Raw genomic sequence first — 21,227 nt, 5'->3', positions numbered from 1 at the left:
GTCGCTTCTCACATTGAAGGTTCAGGCCATGTTGCAGACGAACGCCACGATCACCGAGCGTGACATTGCCCTGTTATGGCCAACGGGGATGCCCGGCGGACCCGACGCGTTCTGCGACAGGCTCGTTTCGCCCCGATGCCCGCCCGCCCGCATCGCCATGCCGTGGCGTCTGCTGTGGCGATGGCTTGCCGTTCGGACAGGGCGTGCCCGTGGGCCGGTCGGCAGCTCCGGTCACCCGGCAATGTCATGAGTGCGATCGTCTTTGAGACGACCCCCAACCCCGACGCGCTGCGGATCGTGTCGGATCGCCCTTTGCCGTCCGGCCCCCCGCGCCAGTTCATGCTGGGCGAGCGCGCCGCCGATCCGCTCGCCGCCGCATTGCTGGCGATCGAAGGTATCGTACGGGTGATGATCGGTCTGGACTTTGTCACCGTGGTGCGGGCGCGATCCGGCGCGCGACTGGGAAGCGTTGCGCCTGCAAATTGCGTTCGCGCTGCTCGAAATGCCGGCGATCGATCTCGAACCGACTGTCGTCGCGATCGCGGCGGTCCGTCCGGAGCGCAGCGAGATCGAACAGCGCATTGAAGACGTGCTCGACCGCTGGGTGCGGCCCGGCCTAGGCACCGATGGCGGTGACGCGATGCTCATCCGCTTCGACGCCGACTCCGGCACGGCGTGGATCCGGATGACGGGCGCATGTGGTGGCTGCCCCTCCGGACCGATCACGTTGAAGCGCGGGATCGAACAGACCGTGCGGCGCTGGGTGCCGGAGGTGGTGCGCGTTGCCGCCGCCGAAGATCCGTCCGCGACGCTGCACGATCCGCGCGCGCGTTTCTGCGACTGGGTCGCGCGCAAATGGAGCACGCATTAGGCGCGCCCGCGCTCGGCTCAGCCCAGCTGTGCGATCATCGCCATGCGGACCAGTTCGGATAGGGTCCGGGCGCGCATCTTGGTCATCACATTGGCGCGATAGACCTCGACCGTCCGGGCGCTGATATCGAGGTCAAAGGCAATAACCTTGTTCGCCTTGCCAAGGATCAGACCGTCCATCACCTCGCGTTCGCGTCCGGACAGGGTCGCCAGCCGCTGCTGGATTGCGTCGCGTTCGATCTCGACCTCGCCGCGGCTCTGCTGCTTGGCCAGCGCCGAACGCACCGCGAGCAGGATCGCCTCGTCGCTGAACGGCTTTTCGATAAAGTCGGCCACTCCCTGGCGCAGCGCAGCAATCGCCATCGGAACATCGGCATGGCCGGTGATGACGATCACCGGGTCGCCGACGCCAAGATCCTTGAGCCGGGCGACGAGTTCCATCCCGCTGACCTGCGGCATCCGCACATCGGTGATGATACAGCCGCGGGCCATCGTCGGGACCGCCTTCAGGAACTCGACCGCCGATTCATAGGTGCGGGTCGTCAGGTCCGAACATTCGAGCAGGAAGGAGAGCGAGCTGCGCACGCCTTCGTCATCATCGACGATATGAACCACCGGCTCAGCTGGCATTCTCAAGTTCCTCCTTACTGACGCTGGGAATGGTGAAGCGGAAGGTGGCGCCACCGTCCGGTGTGTCACCGACCGAAATGTTCCCGCCATGTGCCTCCACGATCGTGCGGCAGATTGACAGGCCGACCCCCATCCCGGTCCGCTTGGTCGTGACAAAGGGCTGGAACAATTGCCCGGCAATGTCCGGATGGATGCCGGGGCCGGTATCCGCGACGATGACCTCGGCCATACCGTCGCCCGCCGGGCGGACACGGATCGACAGTGCGCGTCGCTCGCTCTCGGTCATCGCGTCGACGGCGTTGCGGACGAGGTTGAGGATCACCTGCTGGATCTGCACCTTGTCGACCAGCACCAAGTCGATCACGGGGTCGATGTCGATCCGCACCCGCACGTCATGCTCCTTGGCGCCGACCAGCGCCAGCGCGCTCGCCTCTTCCAGCAGCTTGGGCAGGCTTTCCAGCCGCCGCTCGGTTTCGCCGCGCGACACGAAATCGCGCAGGCGGCGGATGATCTCGCCAGCGCGCAGCGCTTCCTTGGCGGCGCGATCGACCGCGTCGGCGACCCGTTCGTGCGGAACCGGGTCGCGGCCCAGCAACGTCTTGCTGCCCATCAGATAATTGCCGATCGCGCTGAGCGGCTGGTTGAGTTCATGCGCCAGCGCCGACGCCATTTCGCCCAGCGCGGTGAGGCGGGAGACATGGACCAGCTCGCTCTGCAATTCCTGAAGCCGTGTCTCGGTCTTTTGCCGTTCGGTGAGGTCGCGGACAAAGCCGGTGAAGAATCGCCCTTCCGCCAGCGCCATTTCGCCAACCGCCAGCTCCATCGGAAAGGTCGATCCGTCCTTGCGCTCGCCCACCACAACGCGGCCGACGCCGATGATCCGCCGCTCTCCGGTGCGGTAATAGCGCTGGAGATATCCGTCATGCGCCTCACGATAGGGGGAGGGCATCAGCATGGAGACGTTGCGCCCCGTCACTTCGTCGGCGCGCCAGCCGAATTGGCGCTCGGCGGTGTCGCTGAAATCGCGGATCAGCCCGGCTTCGTCGATCACGATCATTGCGTCCGGCACGGTCTTGAGGATCGAGGTGAGATGCGCTTCCCGCGCCGACAGCTGGCGGGTGATTTCCGCCGCGCGTTCGCGCGCACGATGCAGCCACGCGCCGCCCGCCGCGATCGCGGTGCCGATCGCCAGGAACACGCTGGCGGCGATCCAGTCCCCGGTGAGAACCTGACCGGTCATGCTGTCGGCCAGCACGCCCGCTCCCGCGCCCAGCGCGGTCGTGAGCAGCGCGGGGCGCAGGCCGCCCAGTGCGGCGATCACCACTCCGGGGACGAAGAAGATATAGGTTGCCCGCTCCTGCAACAGCGGATCGAGCGCGAGGCGGAGCGCAAAGGCGACTGCGATCACCACAAGGGCAGCCACCAGCGACGAGACCGGGTCGAGCCGGTCGAGCAGCGGGCGCGGCACCGCGCCGTCCTTCAGCGTCGGCGGGAACGCGGCTCCGGCGCCGCTGTCACCTCCGGTGCGTCCCTTAGGATGAAAACCCAATTCCCGCTCCCGCAGTCGCAGCCTAGAATCCGCCATGCACTTGCTGTGGATCAAATATCCAGGCGGAAAGGATAATTCAAAATGATTGCCCCGTATATCGACCTCACCGTTCACCACGCCCCGCGCGGGCTGTCCGACCGGGTTGCCCTCGGCTTTACCAAGAGCCTGCGCTGGATCGCCGACACGTTTTTCGCGGAGCGCTACGGGCATCGTGCGGTCGTGCTGGAGACGGTTGCCGCGGTGCCGGGAATGGTCGGCGCGACGCTTAATCACCTCAAAAGCCTGCGCCGCATGTGTGACGATCGCGGCTGGATCAAGACGCTGATGGACGAGGCGGAGAATGAGCGGATGCACCTCATGACCTTCGTCGCGGTGTGCAAGCCGACCTGGTATGAGCGCGCGGTGATCCTCGGCGCGCAATGGGTGTTCTACCTCGCCTTTTTCGCGCTCTACCTGATCAGCGCAAAGACCGCGCACCGCGTCGTCGGTTATTTCGAGGAAGAGGCGGTCATCAGCTACACTCATTATCTGGCCGAGATCGACGAGGGGCGCTCGCAGAATGTTCCCGCGCCGGAAATCGCGAAGCGCTATTGGGGGCTGGCCGAAGACGCGACGCTGCGCGACGTGGTGCTCGTCGTGCGGGCGGACGAGGCGCATCATCGCGACGTCAACCATGGCTATGCCAACGAACTGGCCGGACTGCCGCCTTGTGCGGTGGCGCCTTGTCCGCCGCATCAGGCGCTTGAGCCCGTCTGGAAACAGGCCGCCTGACCTCATGCGGGGCGGCACAACGCCGCCCCCAAAGGACCGTCGCCCAAAGGACTGTTGCTATGTCCCGTCCCAGCATCCTTCTTGTCGATGACGACCCCGCAGTGCGATCATCGATCAGCTTCGCGCTCGAAATCGAAGGGTTCGACGTCGCTGCGTTCGAAAGCGCGGAGGAGGTTGTCGGGCGGGAAATGTCGCGACGATACGCATGTGTCGTGATCGACCAGCGGCTCCCGGGGATGGACGGGCTCTCGCTGCTCGCCTGGCTGCACGCGTCGGGGGAACAGGCGCCGGCGATCATCATCACCAGCAACCCGACCCCGCGCCTGCTTGAGCGGGTAGGGGCGGTGGGTGCCCGGTTGGTCGAAAAGCCATTGCTCTGCGACGAACTCGCCACGGTCGCGCGGGAATTGATCAAGCAAGTGGCACGCCCGCTCCACGCCTGAACGCTATCGGCGAACGCATCGAAGAGGGGAAATCGCATGTATTTCAGCAATCTGGCTACCGCTGACCCGCATATCGCGCTGGGGCATCCCTGTCATGGTTGCACGGTCCGCGACACCGCCCTGTGCAACACGCTGACTCAGGTCGAGCTGGCTGAATATCGCCGCAACGGGGTCACCCGCAAATTGTCGCCGGGCCAGGCGCTGTGCTGGGAGGGCGATGCGGTGACGCATGTCTACACCCTGACCAATGGCGCGCTGCGCCTGTCGCGGCACTTGCCCGACGGTCGGCGACAGGTGACCGGCTTTGCCTTTCCGGGGGACTTCATCGGTCTCACCCTGGAGGAGGAGCATCCCTTTACCGCCGAGGCAATCGGCAGCGCCGAACTGTGTCAGTTCAGTCGCACGCGGTTCGACGCGTTCGTCAGCGCGCATCCGCAGATGCAAAAGGGGCTCTATGCCGCCGCCGCGCGCGAGTTGACGGTGGTGCGCGAGCAAGTGGTCCTGTTGGGCCGAAAGACGGCGAGCGAACGTCTCGCAAGTTTCCTGCTCGACATGGCGAACCATTCAGAACAATTTCCGAGTGAACCGCGACGCGTCGCGCTGCCGATGTCGCGTATGGACATGGCCGATTATCTTGGGTTGCGGATCGAAACGGTCAGTCGCGAGCTGGGCGCATTGAAGGCGGCCGGGCTGATCCGCATGCTGGGGGTGCATGAACTCTATATTTTGGACCCGGTGGCGCTGCGCGACAGTGCCTGTCGCTGGGAAATGAGCGACGTCAAATTCGCGCCGGCGCGGGCATAATTGAGCTGGCGCAAGCGGCCGAGCGCGTAAGCACGTACCCCGGCAATTGGGTTGTACCCAAACCCTCCACGACTTGGCGGCAGCGGTGATCCCCTGCCGCCGATTTTTTTTAAGCGATCTTAGTCGCCGCCTCACAAAAAAGGCCGGTCAGTTCCGCATTTGAGTCAGGTCAAGTCGGCCCACCGCCCGCGCGCCAGACTGTCATCTCAGCATTGCAGTGAGGACGCGCATGGACTTTGAGAACGCACTGGCCGAAGAAATCTGGACCGCAAAATACCGGTTTTCGCCCGCGCCGGGGGAGGGTGACTCCACGATCGACGCGACCATCGCCCGCGTCGCGGCCGCCGTTGCCGAGGTGGAGGTGGAGGCGCTGCGCCCGGTCTGGCGCGCGCGGTTCGAGGACGCGTTGCGGGATTTCCGCTTCATCCCCGCTGGCCGGATACTGGCGGGGGCCGGGACCGAGCGTTCGGTCACCTTGTTCAACTGTTTCGTCATGGGGACGATCCCCGACAGTCTTGAAGGCATATTCGCGCATCTGCGCGAAGCCGCGATGACGATGCAGCAGGGTGGTGGCGTCGGCATGGATTTCTCGACGATCCGCCCATCGGGCAGCGCGGTACGCGGCGTCGGTGCAGAGGCATCCGGCCCGCTCAGCTTCATGGATTGCTGGAACGCGATGTGTCGCACCGTCGAGTCGGCAGGGCAGCGGCGCGGCGCGATGATGGGCTGTCTGCGCATCGACCATCCCGATATCGAGGCGTTCATGGACGCCAAGCGGGATCCGGCGCGCCTGCGCAATTTCAACGTGTCGGTGCTGGTGCCCGATTCCTTCATGCAGGTGCTGGCCGCGGATGGCGACTGGCCGCTGGTCTTTGGCGGGCAATGCTATCGCACGGTCAAGGCGCGGGCGCTGTGGGAGCGGTTGATGCGCGCGACCTATGACACCGCTGAGCCGGGCGTGATCTTTGTCGATCGCGTGAACGCCGCCAACAATCTGGCGCATTGCGAGAGCATCGCGGCGAGCAATCCGTGCGGCGAGCAGATGCTGCCCCCCTATGGGGCTTGCCTGTTGGGCTCGATCAACCTCGCCCGGCTGGTCGAGCGGCCTTTTGCCGACGGTGCCGAACTTGATGAGGAGGCGCTGGCGGACCTCACCCGTACCGCCGTCCGCTTCCTCGACAATGTGATCGATCTGTCGCGCTATCCCTTGTTCGAACAGGAATCCGAAGCGCGCGCCAAGCGCCGGATCGGGCTGGGCATCACCGGCCTTGCCGATGCGTTGCTGTTCTGCGGCGCTACCTATGGCAGCAGTGCGGCGGTCGCGCTGACCCGGCGCTGGCTGGGGGTGATCAAGCGCGAAGCCTATCGCGCCTCGGCGATGCTGGCAGAGGAGAAGGGCAGCTTCCCGACCTATGACGAAGTGATGCTCGAGCGGCCGAACATTGCATCGCTCGATGCCGAAACCCGGGCGCTGATCGAAGCCTATGGCCTGCGCAATGGTTGCCTGACCTCGATCGCGCCGACCGGCACCACCTCGCTGCTGGCGGGCAATGTCTCCTCCGGGATCGAGCCGGTCTTTGCCTATGCCTATACCCGCCGGATCCGTCAGCCCGACGGGAGCACGCGCGAGCAGGCGGTCGAGGATTACGCGATGCAGGTCTGGCGTCGCGAGAAGGGCGATCTGCCGCCGCCCGAAGCGCTGTTCGTCAGCGCCCAGACGCTGACGCCATCCGACCATCTGACGATGCAGGCCGCGGCCCAGGCGTTGATCGACAGTTCAATCTCCAAAACGGTCAATTGCCCGGAGGATATCAACTTCGACGCCTTTGCCGACATCTATATCGAGGGCTATCATCTCGGCTGCAAAGGGCTGACCACCTATCGCCCCAACCCGGTGACCGGATCGATCCTCAGCACCACGCCCACCCCCAAGGTCGACGCGGTGGTCGCGACCGACCAGGCGCTCGCGCCCCGCGCCGAAGCGCTCGACGGCACCACCTACAAACTGCGCTGGCCCGACGGGCCGCACGCGGTTTATGTGACGATCAACGATGTCGAGAGCGGCGAAGGGCGACGACCGTTCGAGATTTTCGTCAATTCGAAGAATAATGAGCATTATGCCTGGACGTTGGCGCTGACGCGGATGATTTCGGCGGTGTTCCGCCGGGCCGCCGACGTGTCCTTCGTCGCCGAGGAATTGAAGGCGGTGTTTGATCCGCGCGGCGGCGGGTGGATCCATGGCCGCTATGTCCCGTCGCTGCCGGCTGCGATCGGCGGGGTGATCGAACGGCATATCGCCGGTCTTGAGCCGGGGGAGGGCGCTGCGCCCGCAGCGCCGTCGGCCGACCATCAGGCAGCGGCCGACCCGGGCGTGCAGGCGGTGCCGCGCTCTTGTCCGCACTGCGGTGCGGCGGCGCTGATCAAGTCGGAGGGTTGCGCCAGCTGTCTTGAATGCGGCTATTCGCGCTGCAGTTGAACGGCGCGGGCGGGCGGATCAGACGGCGCGTGAATGGCGCGCCGGGCTGCCGTCGAGATAGGCATCGAACGCGGCGGCAACCGCCCGCACCAGCGGTCGTGCCCCCGGCGCGACGGCGATCACGCCGTCGCGCACGGTAATCAGCCCGTCCTCCTCCAGCGCGCCGAGCCCTCTGGCGCTGGCGATCAACGCCGTGGGATCCGCATCGTGCTGTGCGCAGATTTCGGGGAGATCGACGCTATAGTCGCACATCAGCCGTTCGATGATCTCGGCGCGCAGCCGGTCCTGTTCGCTGAAGCGACAGGACCGCGCGATCGCCGTCCCCACCCGATCGACGGCGTCGCGATAGGCGTCAATCCGGACGGCATTCTGCACATAGCCCATGGGCAACCGCCCGATCGATGAAGCGCCAAACCCGATCAGCGTATCGCAGGCGTCGGTCGTATAGCCTTGAAAATTGCGGTGCAGCGTGCCCGATCGGGCGGCAATGGCGAGCGGGTCGTCGCGGCGTGCATAATGGTCGATCCCGATCCGGACATAGCCAGCGTCCTGCAGCAACGCGGCTATTGCCTCCGCCTGCGCATGGCGCTCGGCACCACGGGGCAGGGTCGCGGCGTGGATCTTGCGCTGGTGGCTTTTGAAGTCGGGAACATGGGCATAGCCAAAGACGGCAAAGCGGTCGGGCAATAGCGTCAGCGCCTGGGCCACCGTGTCGCGACACGACTCCAGCGTCTGGTAGGGCAAGCCATAGATCAGGTCGAAATTTACCGCCGCAATGCCGACGGCGCGCAGTCCTTCGGTGGCCGCCGCCGTTTCGGCGAGGCTTTGCACGCGGTTGATCGCGCGCTGAACTTTCGGATCAAAGCTCTGGACGCCAAGACTGGCGCGAGTCACCCCGCCTTCTGCCAGTGCCGCGGTCATCGCCGGGGCCAGCGTGCGCGGGTCAATCTCGATCGCGACCTCGCTCATATCATCAAAGCGAAAGCGCTGGTGCAGCCGGTCCATCAGCGCCACGAACTGCCCCGGCTGCATGAGGCTGGGCGTTCCGCCGCCGAAATGGACATGGCGTGCGGGCTGCGCATGCCCGATCTGTTCAGCCACCCAGTCGATCTCGCGCGACAGCGCGTCGAGGTAGCGGGTGACCGGCGCTTCGCGAGCGGTAATCGCGGTGTGGCATCCACAGTACCAGCACATCGACCGGCAGAAGGGGACGTGCAGATACAGCGACACCGGCGCCTCCGGGGGCAGCGCGGCAAGCCAGGCAGCATAGTCGGCGCCATCCATCCCGGCCGCAAAATGCGGTGCGGTCGGGTAGCTCGTATAGCGGGGCAGCGGTCGGTCGGCGTAGCGGGCGAGCAGGTCGGGGGTCACTCGGCGTGGCTCCTTGGAGTAGGGCTTGACCGGCTCTACCTCCTGTGCCGGAAGACTTCGCCTCGGGAACGCACCGGATGGCGATCGGGGGAACCGGGCGGCCGCTGCATCGCATTTGATCTCCATCAATTGAGTGCTGCTGAACACAGGCATGATCGCAGCCAGCCGACGAAGAAAAGGCGCGCGATGGTACATGCCGATCCGTGTTCGACCGTCCTGCGCGCGCTGCTGGGCATCGACGCGGCGGGCGAGTTCGCGCGTCAGATCGATCAGATCGGTCGCCGGGTCCGGGTCCGTCGGGGCGAAACGCTCGAAACCGATTCGACCATCGCGACACTCGCCTTCGTGGCCGATGGCGCGACCAAGCTCGGGGCGCTCGCATCACGCGGGCGGCAGCAGATCGTCGCCTTTCACTTTGCCGGGGACATCATCTCGATCCCGGCCGAAGGGCTGCATCGCCATGTGCTCACGGCGTTGCGCGATTGCAGCCTGGCGCTGTTTCCAGCGCAAGGCTTCTATGATCGCGCAGCGGTCAGCCCACGCGTGCTGCGACTCCTGCTCGAACGCTCGCAAACCGCCCTGTTCCGCTGTCGGGACAAGGCGGTGAATCTGGGGCAGAAGACCGCGCGCGAACGCGTCGCCGGATTTCTGCTGGCGATGGCCGAGCGACTCGACTGCCGCGATCATGTGCCGGGATGCATGGACCTGCCGATGTCGCGGCGGGACATTGCCGACAGCCTCGGCCTCACGATCGAAACCGTGAGCCGTCAGATCGGTGAGCTGAAGGATGCCGGGATCATCGAAACCCGCGGCCGATCGTGCGTGATCCTGCACGATGCGGCGGAACTGGCGCGTCAGGCGGGCAATGTCGAGCCACGCGCACCTGCATCCGACGCGTTCATCACGCGCGACCCTAGATCAGGCCATGCGCTCCAGCCATCGCGCCAAGGAGTGTGATCAGCGCCGCGACCGACAGGATGCGATGCAGCCGCACCATCCGCCGCCAGTCAGCGGCGGGGGCGGGCGAATGCGCCATGCGCCGGTGCAGCGTCAGCGGTTCGATCACGAACAGCATTAGCGCAAACACCAGCCACAACGCCAGCATCGCATGCATCCACCACATTCCCGGATCGGTAAAACGCGACCACAGATCCGCCTGCCACGTCATCCAGAAGCCGGATCCGCCGGCAATCGCCACCCACCAGCGCGCCTGCGCCGAAAATCCCTGTTCGATCCGGTGAAATGCCACGAGCCGCCGTTGGGGCGGCTCCGCCCGGGTGACCGCCGGCATGATGACAAAGGTCACGAACCAGACTCCGCCGATCCATCCGACGACGGACACGACGTGCAGGACGCGGGCGAGGGTGAACCAGTCGATCTCCATCGACATGACCGTGCACCAGATGTGCCGGGAAAAGTTGCGCCAGATCAAATGCCGGTCGTGGCGATGGGCTAGCAATCGCGCATGGACAATCGCCTGCCCCTGATCCCGCTCGCGCTGCTGCCGCTGATTGCCATGCCGGTAGCGGCACAGGCGCAGGAGTCATCCGCACCTTCGATCGATCCCTATGTGGAGCTGCGCTACCGGGTCGAGCTGGTCGATCAGGCTGGCCTGCCCGAAACGGCCGCCGCTTCGACCCTGCGGCTGCGGGCCGGCGCGCGGCTCGATGCCTGGAAGGGGCTGAGCCTGCACGTCGAGGGCGAAACCGTCGCCCGGCCAGGGCCTGAATGGTTCAACGACACGGTGAACGGCAAGACCAGCTATCCGGTGGTGGCGGACCCCGGATTGGTCCATCTCAACCAGGCCTATGTCCACTGGCGCCCCGATGCCGCAATTGAGCTGTCGGTGGGGCGGCGCAACGTCAATCTTGGCAACCAGCGCTGGATCGGCTCGGTCGACTGGCGTCAGAACGACCAGACCCTTGACCTGGCACGGGTGACGCTGCGTCCACGGGCCGGACTCACCCTCGACGCGCTGCACAGCTGGCGGGTGGATCGGGTGTTCGGGCCCGACTCGCCGCAGGGCGTGGTGCGCGATGCCAGGATCCATGCCGCGCAGATCTCCTATCAGGCAAAGCCGGTCGGTGAGCTGTCGGCCTATGGCTATTGGCTCGATTTGCCGCTGCTGGGGACGCAGTCGCGGACTCTGGGTGCACGCATTTCGGGCGCACGTCCGGTGGGGAGTGGATTCAGCCTGACCTATGTCGTCGATTATGCGCGGCAGACGGATTGGGGGCGCGGTCCGGTCCGGTTCGATCTTGGCTATCTGCTCGTCGAACCGGGCATAGCGCGTGGTGGCTGGACGGCAAAGGCCGGTCTGGAACGGCTCGACGGCAATGGGGTGGTGGCGGTGCAGACGCCGCTCGCCACGCTGCACGCGTTTAACGGCTGGGCCGACAAATTCCTGACCACTCCGGCGACCGGGCTGCGCGACCTCTATGGCGAGCTGGGCTATCGTTTCGGTGCCGGGTCGCCGCTCAAGGGGCTGGCGTTGCGCGCGATCTATCACGACTTCCGCGCCACCGCGATCGACCGGCGCTATGGCGGCGAGCTCGACTTGCTGGGGCACTATCCGATCCGCCCCGACTTGTCGGTGACCGCCAAATTCGCCCGCTATCGCGCCGACCGGTTCGCGACCGACACGACCAAGGCGTGGTTTTCGGTGCAGCTGGGCTTCTGAACGCGCTGGTGCCGCCGGTCAGCGGTCGGGCGGCACCAGATCGGGCCGGGCAAAGGCGGCAAGCGCCGCGCGATCGGTGATCTGGACACGGGCGCCGGATATCTCGATCCCATGGCTACGCAGTGTGCCGAAGGCGCGCGACAGATTCTCCGGCGTCATGCCGAGCAGCGACGCGACCATCCGCTTCTCCCCCCCCAGTTCGAACGCGTTCGCGCCGCCGCGCTGGGCGCTATAGTCGAGCAGATGGTTGGCCAGCCGCTCCGTCGACTGGCGCATCTTGAGGTCGGTGAGCGCGCGGACGAAATCGCGATATCCCAGCGCCAGCTCATGCATCGTCGCCTGCATCAGCGCGGTGTCCTTGCGGATCACCTCGCGCATCAAGGCTGCGGGCACGAGCAGGACGCGCGACGCGACCAGCGTGCGCGCAGACATCAGATAGGGCAGGTCGGTGACCACCGCCGCGAGGATGAAGCTGTTGACCGGCTCGACAATCCGCATCGTCGTGTCGCGCCCTGACGCGGTCACATAGAGTTCGGCAAGACCATCGACGAGCACATGCAGGAAATCGGCGCGCTGGCCGGTTTCGAACAGCATCAGCTGTGGCGGAAACACCTGGAGGAACGATCCCGAAAGCACGCGCTCGCGCATCCCCTCTTCCATGTCGCCGAACAGGGGCAGACGGGCAATTTCGGGCTTTTCGCCGATTCGCATCAATTCACTTCATCTCCGGTCAGTCCGGAGCCTAGCGGTAAAATTGATCCTGATCAATCAGGGGGTTGATCCGCGTCGGCATCTTGCGCGGCATAGGTCAGGCGGGCCGACTTTTCGTCGCGCCCAATCTCCCTTTTTGATCCTGATCAACCGGGAGGGGCGCGACAGCCTCCACCGCAGACCCCTGAACTTGATTTGTGACGGGAGCTCGACATGGGGGCCGGACAGCCAGCAACAGAAGGACAACAGGGGCTCGCCCTTGGGCTGAGTACCTTTGCCTTCACAATCTGTTTTGCCGTGTGGACGATCTTTGCGATCATCGGCATCGAGATCAAGGCAGAGCTCGGCCTCAACGATACCCAGTTCGGTCTGCTGGTCGGCACGCCGATCCTGACCGGGTCGCTGGTCCGCCTCATGCTGGGCATCTGGACCGACCAGTTCGGCGGGCGGATCGTGTTTCCGCTGACCATGCTCGGCTCGGCGGCGGCGACCTTCCTGCTGTCCTACAGCGGCAATTACTATCTCATGCTGCTCGCTGCGCTCGGCCTGGGCCTGGCGGGTGGCGGCTTTGCGGTTGGCGTCGCCTATGTCTCTAAATTCTATCCGATCGAGCGGCAGGGCGCTGCGCTCGGCTTTTTCGGCATGGGCAATGTCGGCGCGGCGGTGACCAAATTCCTCGCCCCGTGGGTGATGGTCGCGGTCGGCTGGCAGGGGGTGGCGCAGATATGGGCCGGGACGCTCGCGGTCGTCGCGGTGCTGTTCTACCTGTTCGCGCGCGACGACCCCGACTATGCCGCACGCAAGGCAGCGGGGATCGGCGCGCGCAGCCTCAAGGATCAGCTCGCCCCGTTGCGCAACGAACAGGTGTGGCGCTTCTCGCTCTATTATTTCTTCGTGTTCGGCGCCTTTGTCGCGCTCGCGCTGTGGCTGCCGCAATATATGGTCGGCCTCTATGGCGTGGACGTGAAGGTCGCGGGCATGCTCGCGGCGACCTTCTCGCTCTCGGCCAGCCTGTTCCGCGCCTATGGCGGGATGCTGTCGGACAAATATGGCGCGCGCCGGATCATGTACGCGACCTTCGGCGTGTCGCTGATCTGCCTGTTCATGCTGTCCTATCCGGCGACCGACTATGTGATCCACGGCATTGATGGCGACATCACCTTCACCACCTCGATGGGTCTGGTACCGTTCGTCGTTACCGTGTTCGTGCTCGGCTTCTTCATGTCGCTCGGCAAGGCGGCGGTGTTCAAACACATCCCGGTCTACTACCCGAATCATGTCGGCGCGGTCGGCGGCATGGTGGGCATGGTCGGCGGGCTTGGCGGGTTCGTGCTGCCGATCGTGTTCGGTGCAGTCAGCGACCTGACCGGCATCTGGACCAGCTGCTTCATGGTCCTGTTTGCCCTGGTCGGCGTTGCGCTCGCCTGGATGCACATCGCCATCCGCCAGATGGAACAGAAGGCCAGCGGAATCGACGCGCGCTCGCTGCCGCAATTCCCCGAAATGGCGGACCTGCATGACGCGGACCGCCACGCCGCTGCCCAGCCCAGCCGGGTGCTGACGCAATGGACGCCCGAGGATCCCGATTTCTGGCGCACCCAGGGCGAACGCATCGCGCGGCGCAACCTGACCCTCTCGATTCCGGCGCTGCTGCTCGCCTTTGCGGTGTGGATGGTGTGGTCGGTCGTTGTCGCAAAGCTGCCGGTGATCGGCTTTGCCTATACCACCGACCAGCTCTTCTGGCTGGCGGCGCTGCCCGGCCTGTCCGGTGCGACGTTCCGCATCTTCTACAGCTTCATGGTCCCGATCTTTGGCGGGCGGTTGTGGACGACGCTCAGCACCGCGTCACTGCTGATCCCGGCCTTTGGCATCGGCTATGCCGTCCAGAACCCGGATACGCCCTATTTCATCTTCCTGGTGCTGGCGCTGCTGTGCGGCTTTGGCGGCGGCAATTTTGCCTCGTCGATGTCGAACATCAGCTTCTTCTTTCCCAAGGCGCAGAAGGGCAACGCCCTCGCGCTCAACGCGGGGCTCGGCAATCTGGGCGTCTCCGTGATGCAGTTCGCCGTGCCCCTCATCATCACCGCAGGCGTGTTCGGCGCGCTGGGCGGGGCGGGCCAGGAGACGGCTACCGGCGGCCAGCTGTGGCTGCAGAATGCCGGCTTCATCTGGGTGCCGTTCATCATCGCCAGCACGCTGCTGGCCTGGTTCGGAATGAACGACATTGCCGATGCCAAGGCGAGCTTTGCCGAGCAGGCGGTGATCTTCCAGCGCAAGCATAACTGGCTGATGTGCTGGCTCTATACCGGCACCTTTGGCAGCTTCATCGGCTTCTCCGCCGGGCTGCCGTTGCTCGCCAAGCAGCAATTTCCGCAGGTCGACGTGCTCCAGTTCGTCTTTCTCGGCCCACTGGTCGGCGCGCTCAGCCGTGCAGGCACCGGCTGGGTATCGGATCGCTGGGGCGGGGCGCGGGTTACCTTCTGGGTGTTCGTGCTGATGATCCTCGGCGTGCTCGGGGTGATGGCGGCGATCGACGCGGGCAGCTGGTGGGGCTTCCTCGCCGGGTTCATCTTCATGTTCTTCATGACCGGGGTCGGCAACGCCTCCACCTTCCAGATGATCCCCAACATCATGCGCCGTGAAGTCCCGCGCCTGATGCCGCACCTGCCCGCCGAAGCCCAACTGCGCCAGGCGGAGAAGGAATCGGCGGCGATCGTCGGCTTCACCTCGGCGATCGCGGCCTATGGCGCCTTCTTCATCCCGAAGAGCTTCGGCAGCGCGATCGCCGCGACCGGCTCGCCGATGGCGGCCCTGTGGGGTTTCCTGATCTTCTACGCCAGCTGCGCCGCGCTGACCTGGTTCGCCTACACAAGGCGTGGCGGCCTTCTTCATGACATCGAACGCGGGATTGCCCGCCCGACTTCCATCACTCCCGCATTTACCAAAGGAGCCGCTGCATGAGCCAGCTTCTCGACCGCCTGACCTTCTTTCGCCAGAAGAAACAGGCATTTGCCGACGGCCACGGCGTAACGACCAACCAGAATCGTGACTGGGAGGACGGCTATCGCAAGCGTTGGCAGCACGACAAGATCGTGCGGAGCACCCATGGCGTGAACTGCACCGGTTCGTGCAGCTGGAAGATCTACGTCAAGGGCGGGATCATTACCTGGGAAACCCAGCAGACCGATTACCCGCGCACCCGGCCCGATCTGCCGAACCACGAACCGCGCGGCTGTCCGCGCGGGGCGAGCTATTCCTGGTACATCTATTCGGCCCAGCGGCTGAAATACCCGATGGTGCGCTCGCGGCTGCTGAAGCTGTGGCGCGCAGCGCGGCTCCGGCACAGCCCGGTGGCGGCCTGGGCTTCGATCGTCGAGGATCCGGTCAAGCGCAAAAGCTACACCGGCATTCGCGGTCATGGCGGGTTCGTGCGTTCGACTTGGGACGAGGTCAACGAGATCATCGCCGCCGCCAACGCCTATACCGTCAAAACGCATGGGCCTGACCGGGTCATCGGCTTTTCGCCGATCCCGGCGATGTCGATGGTCAGCTATGCCGCCGGCTCGCGCTACCTCTCGCTGCTCGGCGGGACGATCATGAGCTTCTATGACTGGTATTGCGACCTGCCGCCGTCCTCGCCGCAGACCTGGGGTGAGCAGACCGACGTCCCGGAGAGCGCGGACTGGTATAATGCCGGGTTCCTGATGATGTGGGGCTCGAACGTGCCCCAGACCCGCACGCCCGACGCGCATTTCATGACCGAGGCGCGCTATCGCGGTACCAAGGTTGCCGTGGTCAGCCCCGACTATGCCGAGGCGACCAAGTTCGCCGACCTGTGGCTGAACCCGAAACAGGGCACCGATGCGGCGCTTGCCATGGCGATGGGCCATGTCATCCTGCGCGAATATCATCTCGACCGGCAGGCCGAATATTTCGAGGATTACTGCCGCAAATATTCCGACATGCCGATGCTGGTGCGCCTCGTTGAAAAGGATGGCGCGTGGGTCCCGGAAAATCTGTTGCGTGCCGCCGACTTCCTGGATGACCTGGCCGAGGCGAACAACCCGGATTGGAAGACGGTCGCGATCGACGACATCGCCGATGAGGTCGTCGTCCCGTCCGGTTCGGCCGGGTTCCGCTGGGGCGAAGAAGGCAAATGGAATCTCGAGGAACGCGACGGACGCGGCAATGCGACCAAGCTGCGTCTCACCAACATTCTCGAACGCCATCACGATGAAGTGATCGACGTCGCCTTTCCCTATTTCGGGAATCGCGAACATGATCATTTTCAGGGCACCGATCATCCGAGCGTCCTGCGTCGCCGGGTGCCGGTGCGTCAGATGCAGCTCAAGGGCGGCAAGGCCTATGTCGCGACAGTGTTCGACCTGTTCTGCGCCAATTACGGCCTCGACCGCGGACTGGGCGGCGAACATGTCGCGCGCGATTATGGGGAGATGGTCCCTTATACCCCAGCCTGGGCGGAGCGGATCACCGGCGTCCCGGCCGATCATATCATCACCGTCGCACGCGAATTTGCGAGCAATGCCGAAGCGACCAAGGGCAAGTCGATGGTGATCCTGGGGGCCGGTCTCAACCACTGGTACCATATGGATATGAACTATCGCGGGATCATCAACTTGCTGGTGATGTGCGGCTGTGTCGGCCAGTCGGGCGGCGGCTGGTCGCATTATGTAGGCCAGGAAAAGCTGCGCCCGCAGACCGGCTGGACCGCGCTTGCCTTCGCCCTCGACTGGAACCGCCCGCCGCGGCACATGAACTCCACCAGCTTCTTCTACGCCCATACCGATCAGTGGCGCTACGAGACGCTGGGCGTGGACGAGATCCTGTCGCCGACCGCTCCCGATGGCGACTGGGACGCCAGCCTGATCGACTATAATGCGCGGGCCGAACGCATGGGCTGGCTGCCGTCGGCGCCGCAGCTCAAGACCAACCCGCTTGAGGTGGGGAAGGCGGTCAAGGCCAGCGGCAAGGATGCGAAGGACTATGTCGCAGATGCGCTCAAGTCCGGCGAGCTGGAACTGTCCTGCTTCGACCCGGACGATCCCGCCAACTGGCCACGCAACATGTTCGTGTGGCGCTCGAACCTGCTCGGCTCGTCGGGCAAGGGCCACGAATATTTCCTCAAGCACCTGCTCGGCACCGCGCATGGCGTTCAGGGGAAGGATCTGGGCGAAACCGGCGCGCAGAAGCCCAAGGAGGTCAAATGGCATGACGAGGCGCCCAAGGGGAAGCTCGACCTGCTGGTGACGCTCGACTTCCGCATGTCCACCACCTGCGTCTATTCCGACATCGTCCTGCCGACCGCGAGCTGGTACGAGAAGGACGATCTGAACACGTCGGACATGCACCCGTTCATCCACCCGCTCTCGGCGGCGGTCGATCCGGTGTGGGAATCGCGCAGCGACTGGGACATCTACAAGGGGCTCGCCAAGAAATTCTCGGAGATCGCGCCCGAAGTGCTCGGTGTCGAGCAGGATGTGGTGCTGACCCCGATCCAGCATGACAGCCCGAACGAGATTGCCCAACCATATGACGTTGCAGACTGGGGGCTGGGGCAGGTCGAGCCGATTCCGGGCAAGACAATGGCGACCGTGGCCGTGGTCGAGCGCGACTATCCCAATCTCTACAAACGCTTCACTGCGCTGGGGCCGCTGATGGAATCGCTCGGCAATGGCGGCAAGGGGATCGGCTGGAACACCGACCATGAAGTCGCCAATCTCCGCGCGCTCAACGGGCCGGTGCTCGAAGCAGGGCCCGCCACGGGGATGCCGCAGATCGAAACCGCGATCGACGCGGCCGAGGTGATCCTGATGCTCGCGCCCGAAACCAATGGCGAGGTCGCGGTCAAGGCATGGGCCGCACTTTCCAGGAAGACCGGTCGCGACCACACCCATCTCGCGCTGCCGAAGGAAGAGGAGAAAATCCGGTTCCGCGACATCCAGGCCCAGCCGCGCAAGATCATCTCCTCACCGACCTGGTCGGGGCTGGAGAGCGAGCATGTCTGCTACAATGCCGGCTATACCAACGTCCACGAGCTGATCCCGTGGCGCACGCTGACCGGGCGGCAGCAGCTCTATCAGGACCACAAATGGATGCGCGCCTTTGGCGAGGGCTTTTGCGTCTATCGCCCGCCGATCGATACCAAGGCGGTCAAGCCGATGCTCGACATCGCGAAGGACGCGCCGCACGTCATCCTCAACTTCATCACCCCGCACCAGAAATGGGGCATCCATTCGACCTATACCGACAATCTGCTGATGCTGACGCTGTCGCGCGGCGGACCGATCGTGTGGATGAGCGAGGTGGATGCGGCCAAGGCGGGGCTGGTCGACAATGACTGGGTCGAAACCTTCAACAGCAATGGCGCGCTGGTCGCCCGCGTGGTCGTGTCGCAGCGGATGAAGGAAGGCACCCTGTTCATGTATCATGCGCAGGAGAAGATCACCAACGTGCCCGGATCGCCGCTGACCGGTCAGCGCGGCGGTATCCACAATTCGGTGACCCGCGCGGTGCTGAAGCCGACGCACATGATCGGCGGCTATGTCCAACTTGCCTATGGCTTCAACTATTATGGGACCGTCGGTTCCAACCGCGACGAATATGTCATCGTCCGAAAATTGCACAAAGTCGACTGGCTCGAAGGCGCGCTGGCCGACGGGGAGACAGCAGCATGAAAATCCGCGCGCAGATCGGCAAGGTCCTGAACCTCGACAAGTGCATTGGCTGTCACACCTGCTCGGTAACGTGCAAGAATGTGTGGACCAGCCGCGAGGGCATGGAATACGCCTGGTTCAACAATGTCGAGACCAAGCCGGGCATCGGCTATCCCAAGGATTGGGAGAATCAGAAGCGCTGGAACGGCGGTTGGGTGCGCACGGCCGGCGGGTCGATCCGGCCCAAAATGGGCGGCAAGTGGCGGCTGCTGGCGAAGATCTTCGCTAACCCGGACCTGCCCGAAATCGACGATTATTACGAACCCTTCACCTTCGACTACGCCCATCTTCAGCAGGCGGGCGAGAGTAAGGCATTTCCGACTGCCCGCCCACGCAGCCTGATTTCGGGCGAACGGATGGAGAAGATCGAATGGGGCCCGAACTGGGAGGAGATCCTGGGCGGCGAATTCTCCAAGCGCTCGCAGGACTATAATTTCGAAGGGGTCCAGAAGGAGATTTACGGCCAGTTCGAAAATACCTTCATGATGTATCTGCCGCGGCTGTGCGAACATTGCCTCAACCCGACCTGCGTTGCGGCATGCCCGTCGGGCGCGATCTACAAGCGTGATGAGGACGGCATCGTCCTGATCGACCAGGAGGCGTGCCGCGGCTGGCGCATGTGCGTGTCGGGCTGTCCGTACAAGAAGATCTATTACAACTGGAAAACCGGCAAATCGGAAAAGTGCATCTTCTGCTATCCGCGCATCGAGGCGGGGCAGCCGACGGTGTGCAGCGAAACCTGTGTCGGGCGCATCCGCTATCTCGGCGTGATGCTCTATGACGCCGACCGCATCGAGGAGGCGGCCAGCGCGGAGAATGTCGAGGATCTGTATCAGGCGCAGCTCGACATCTTTCTCGACCCCAATGACCCGGCGGTGATCGCGCAGGCGCGCAAGGACGGCGTGCCCGAAGCGTGGCTGGAGGCCGCGCGGCATTCGCCGGTGTGGAAGATGGCGATGGAGTGGAAGGTCGCCTTCCCGCTCCACCCTGAATATCGCACGCTGCCGATGGTCTGGTACGTGCCGCCACTCTCGCCGATCAACGCGGCGGCGAGCGCTGGGCAGATTTCGGTGAACAACAATATGCCCGATGTGCGATCGTTGCGTATCCCGCTCAAATATCTCGCCAACCTGCTTACCGCAGGCGCCGAGGAGCCGGTGGCGCTGTGCCTTGAGCGGATGCTGGCGATGCGCGGCTATATGCGCGCCAAGACGGTCGAGGGGGTGCGCAACGAAGCTATCGCCGAGGCGGTCGGGCTCACCGGTGCCCAGATCGAGGAGATGTACAAGGTGATGGCGCTGGCGGACTATGAAGACCGTTTTGTCATTCCGACCGGCCATCGCGAGGATGCCGAGGACATGTTCGAGGAAAAGGGCAGCTGCGGCTTTTCGTTCGGCAATGGCTGTTCGGGCGGCAGCAGCTCGGCCAATCTGTTCGGCGCGCCGGCGCGCAAGAAGCTCCAGACCCCGACGGAGGTGTTCTGATGCGCGCGCTCCATCTGATCTCGCTGCTGCTGCAATATCCCTCGCTCGAACTACAGGCGGTGGCGGGCGAGTTGCGCGCGCGGCTGGCGGCGGACCCGGCGGTACCGGCGGCGGCGCTGGCCCGGCTCGATCCGCTGCTGAACCGCCTCGCCACCGACGACATCTATGCGGTGCAGGAAGTCTATGTCGAGTTGTTCGACCGGGGCCGGGCGCACAGCCTGCACCTGTTCGAACATGTTCATGGCGAAAGCCGCGACCGTGGGCAGGCGATGGTCGATCTGCGCGCGCGTTATCTCGACGCCGGGCTTGAGCCGGAGGGGAATGAGCTGCCCGATTATCTGCCGCTGTTCCTCGACTATTGCTCGACCCTGCCCGACGCGGTGGCGCGCGAAACGCTCGCCGAACCCGGCGTCGTGCTGATCGCGCTTGCCGCCCGGCTTGAGGCGCGCGGTTCCGATTATGCCCCGGTATTCGCGCTGCTGTGCGACATTGCGGGGATCGAGATGGACGCGGAGGCGCGCAACGCGCTGCCGCCGGTCGAGGATCCGCAGGACCTCGAAACCCTCGATGCGCAGTGGGAGGAGGAGGAAATTCGCTTCACCGCCGACGCCGCGCCCGACCCCAACGCCGCCTGCCCGCAGGTCAGCGCGATCCTTGACCGGATGCGCGCCCCCCTTGCTGCCCACCCGGCACCCAGGAGCTGA

16 protein-coding genes and 1 pseudogene are annotated in these 21,227 nt (G+C 64.8%); 12 read left to right on the top strand and 5 right to left on the bottom strand.

All coding sequences use genetic code 11. The annotated features are described in order from the left end of the window. Nucleotides 1–75: 75 nt before the first annotated feature. Nucleotides 76–384, top strand: a pseudogene (locus K9B35_RS20370) (hypothetical protein); the annotation flags it as partial. Nucleotides 385–424: 40 nt separating this feature from the next. Next, a complete protein-coding gene (locus tag K9B35_RS14810; RefSeq protein WP_224922748.1) occupies nt 425–871 on the top strand; it encodes a NifU family protein in 447 nt (148 codons plus the stop codon). A 17-nt stretch (nt 872–888) separates the two neighbouring features. On the opposite strand, the gene fixJ is transcribed toward K9B35_RS14810, so the two are convergent. After that, complete coding sequence (gene fixJ, locus K9B35_RS14805; protein ID WP_224922746.1) at nt 889–1,500, bottom strand: response regulator FixJ; 612 nt, start codon at nt 1,498–1,500, stop codon at nt 889–891. Continuing rightward, entirely contained in the window at nt 1,490–3,049 is a 1,560-nt protein-coding gene (locus tag K9B35_RS14800; RefSeq protein WP_224922744.1) for a PAS domain S-box protein, read from the bottom strand. Before K9B35_RS14800 ends, fixJ begins: the two co-directional genes overlap by 11 nt. 81 nt (nt 3,050–3,130) lie before the next feature. Here K9B35_RS14800 and K9B35_RS14795 point away from each other — a divergent pair, with 81 nt between their 5' ends. The 4 genes from K9B35_RS14795 to K9B35_RS14780 all read left to right on the top strand — a co-directional run bounded on the left by K9B35_RS14795 (nt 3,131) and on the right by K9B35_RS14780 (nt 7,543). After that, nucleotides 3,131–3,820, top strand: a complete 690-nt coding sequence (locus K9B35_RS14795) for an alternative oxidase (protein WP_224922743.1) — start codon at nt 3,131–3,133, stop codon at nt 3,818–3,820. Between the two features lie 59 nt (nt 3,821–3,879). Continuing rightward, nucleotides 3,880–4,263: a response regulator gene (locus tag K9B35_RS14790; protein WP_224922741.1), complete on the top strand. Its 384-nt coding sequence runs from the start codon at nt 3,880–3,882 to the stop codon at nt 4,261–4,263. 36 nt (nt 4,264–4,299) lie between these two features. Further along, nucleotides 4,300–5,067 carry a Crp/Fnr family transcriptional regulator gene (locus K9B35_RS14785; protein WP_224922739.1) on the top strand — a complete coding sequence of 256 codons (768 nt, stop codon included), beginning with the start codon at nt 4,300–4,302 and terminating at the stop codon, nt 5,065–5,067. Nucleotides 5,068–5,296: 229 nt separating this feature from the next. Next, nucleotides 5,297–7,543, top strand: a complete 2,247-nt coding sequence (locus K9B35_RS14780) for an adenosylcobalamin-dependent ribonucleoside-diphosphate reductase (RefSeq protein WP_224922737.1) — start codon at nt 5,297–5,299, stop codon at nt 7,541–7,543. An 18-nt stretch (nt 7,544–7,561) separates the two neighbouring features. Here the strand turns inward: K9B35_RS14780 and hemN are convergent, their stop codons facing one another. Next, nucleotides 7,562–8,914 (bottom strand): oxygen-independent coproporphyrinogen III oxidase, encoded by a 1,353-nt coding sequence (hemN, locus tag K9B35_RS14775; RefSeq protein WP_224922735.1) that lies wholly within the window; start codon nt 8,912–8,914, stop codon nt 7,562–7,564. Nucleotides 8,915–9,100: 186 nt separating this feature from the next. Here hemN and K9B35_RS14770 point away from each other — a divergent pair, with 186 nt between their 5' ends. Then, nucleotides 9,101–9,871: a helix-turn-helix domain-containing protein gene (locus K9B35_RS14770; RefSeq protein ID WP_224922734.1), complete on the top strand. Its 771-nt coding sequence runs from the start codon at nt 9,101–9,103 to the stop codon at nt 9,869–9,871. On the opposite strand, the gene K9B35_RS14765 is transcribed toward K9B35_RS14770, so the two are convergent. Continuing rightward, a complete protein-coding gene (locus K9B35_RS14765; protein WP_263622634.1) occupies nt 9,828–10,298 on the bottom strand; it encodes a hypothetical protein in 471 nt (156 codons plus the stop codon). The genes K9B35_RS14770 and K9B35_RS14765 overlap by 44 nt on opposite strands. 81 nt (nt 10,299–10,379) lie before the next feature. On the opposite strand from K9B35_RS14765, the gene K9B35_RS14760 reads away from it, so the two are divergent. Next, nucleotides 10,380–11,594 carry a hypothetical protein gene (locus tag K9B35_RS14760; protein WP_224922732.1) on the top strand — a complete coding sequence of 405 codons (1,215 nt, stop codon included), beginning with the start codon at nt 10,380–10,382 and terminating at the stop codon, nt 11,592–11,594. An 18-nt stretch (nt 11,595–11,612) separates the two neighbouring features. Here K9B35_RS14760 and K9B35_RS14755 read toward each other — a convergent pair whose 3' ends face one another. Next, nucleotides 11,613–12,305, bottom strand: coding sequence for a helix-turn-helix domain-containing protein (locus K9B35_RS14755; protein WP_224922730.1), 693 nt, complete (start codon nt 12,303–12,305; stop codon nt 11,613–11,615). 213 nt (nt 12,306–12,518) lie between these two features. Between K9B35_RS14755 and K9B35_RS14750 the strand changes: the two genes are divergently transcribed. The 4 genes from K9B35_RS14750 to narJ are packed head-to-tail and all read left to right on the top strand — an operon-like array spanning nt 12,519 to nt 21,227. Beyond that, complete coding sequence (locus K9B35_RS14750; RefSeq protein WP_318245978.1) at nt 12,519–15,266, top strand: MFS transporter; 2,748 nt, start codon at nt 12,519–12,521, stop codon at nt 15,264–15,266. After that, nucleotides 15,263–19,000, top strand: a complete 3,738-nt coding sequence (locus K9B35_RS14745) for a nitrate reductase subunit alpha (RefSeq protein ID WP_224922728.1) — start codon at nt 15,263–15,265, stop codon at nt 18,998–19,000. Before K9B35_RS14750 ends, K9B35_RS14745 begins: the two co-directional genes overlap by 4 nt. Further along, a complete protein-coding gene (narH, locus tag K9B35_RS14740; protein WP_224922726.1) occupies nt 18,997–20,523 on the top strand; it encodes a nitrate reductase subunit beta in 1,527 nt (508 codons plus the stop codon). Before K9B35_RS14745 ends, narH begins: the two co-directional genes overlap by 4 nt. Then, the gene (narJ, locus tag K9B35_RS14735; protein ID WP_224922724.1) at nt 20,523–21,227 is read left to right on the top strand and encodes a nitrate reductase molybdenum cofactor assembly chaperone; all 705 of its coding nucleotides are present in this window, start codon (nt 20,523–20,525) and stop codon (nt 21,225–21,227) included. Before narH ends, narJ begins: the two co-directional genes overlap by 1 nt.

Source organism: Sphingomonas sp. R647 (assembly GCF_020177055.1).
In the GTDB taxonomy this organism is placed as follows: Bacteria; Pseudomonadota; Alphaproteobacteria; order Sphingomonadales; family Sphingomonadaceae; genus Sphingomonas.
Note: the sequence above shows the minus strand (reverse complement) of the source record. Positions and strands in the feature narration are given on the sequence as shown.

What these genes read in the sequence shown, in the direction of transcription:
- fixJ (WP_224922746.1), bottom strand. Translation starts at nt 1,500, where the DNA reads ATGCCAGCTGAGCCGGTGGTTCATATCGTCGATGATGACGAAGGCGTG.
- K9B35_RS14795 (WP_224922743.1), top strand. Translation starts at nt 3,131, where the DNA reads ATGATTGCCCCGTATATCGACCTCACCGTTCACCACGCCCCGCGCGGG.
- K9B35_RS14790 (WP_224922741.1), top strand. Translation starts at nt 3,880, where the DNA reads ATGTCCCGTCCCAGCATCCTTCTTGTCGATGACGACCCCGCAGTGCGA.
- K9B35_RS14785 (WP_224922739.1), top strand. Translation starts at nt 4,300, where the DNA reads ATGTATTTCAGCAATCTGGCTACCGCTGACCCGCATATCGCGCTGGGG.
- K9B35_RS14780 (WP_224922737.1), top strand. Translation starts at nt 5,297, where the DNA reads ATGGACTTTGAGAACGCACTGGCCGAAGAAATCTGGACCGCAAAATAC.
- K9B35_RS14770 (WP_224922734.1), top strand. Translation starts at nt 9,101, where the DNA reads ATGGTACATGCCGATCCGTGTTCGACCGTCCTGCGCGCGCTGCTGGGC.
- K9B35_RS14765 (WP_263622634.1), bottom strand. Translation starts at nt 10,298, where the DNA reads ATGGAGATCGACTGGTTCACCCTCGCCCGCGTCCTGCACGTCGTGTCC.
- K9B35_RS14760 (WP_224922732.1), top strand. Translation starts at nt 10,380, where the DNA reads ATGGACAATCGCCTGCCCCTGATCCCGCTCGCGCTGCTGCCGCTGATT.
- K9B35_RS14755 (WP_224922730.1), bottom strand. Translation starts at nt 12,305, where the DNA reads ATGCGAATCGGCGAAAAGCCCGAAATTGCCCGTCTGCCCCTGTTCGGC.
- K9B35_RS14750 (WP_318245978.1), top strand. Translation starts at nt 12,519, where the DNA reads ATGGGGGCCGGACAGCCAGCAACAGAAGGACAACAGGGGCTCGCCCTT.
- K9B35_RS14745 (WP_224922728.1), top strand. Translation starts at nt 15,263, where the DNA reads ATGAGCCAGCTTCTCGACCGCCTGACCTTCTTTCGCCAGAAGAAACAG.
- narH (WP_224922726.1), top strand. Translation starts at nt 18,997, where the DNA reads ATGAAAATCCGCGCGCAGATCGGCAAGGTCCTGAACCTCGACAAGTGC.
- narJ (WP_224922724.1), top strand. Translation starts at nt 20,523, where the DNA reads ATGCGCGCGCTCCATCTGATCTCGCTGCTGCTGCAATATCCCTCGCTC.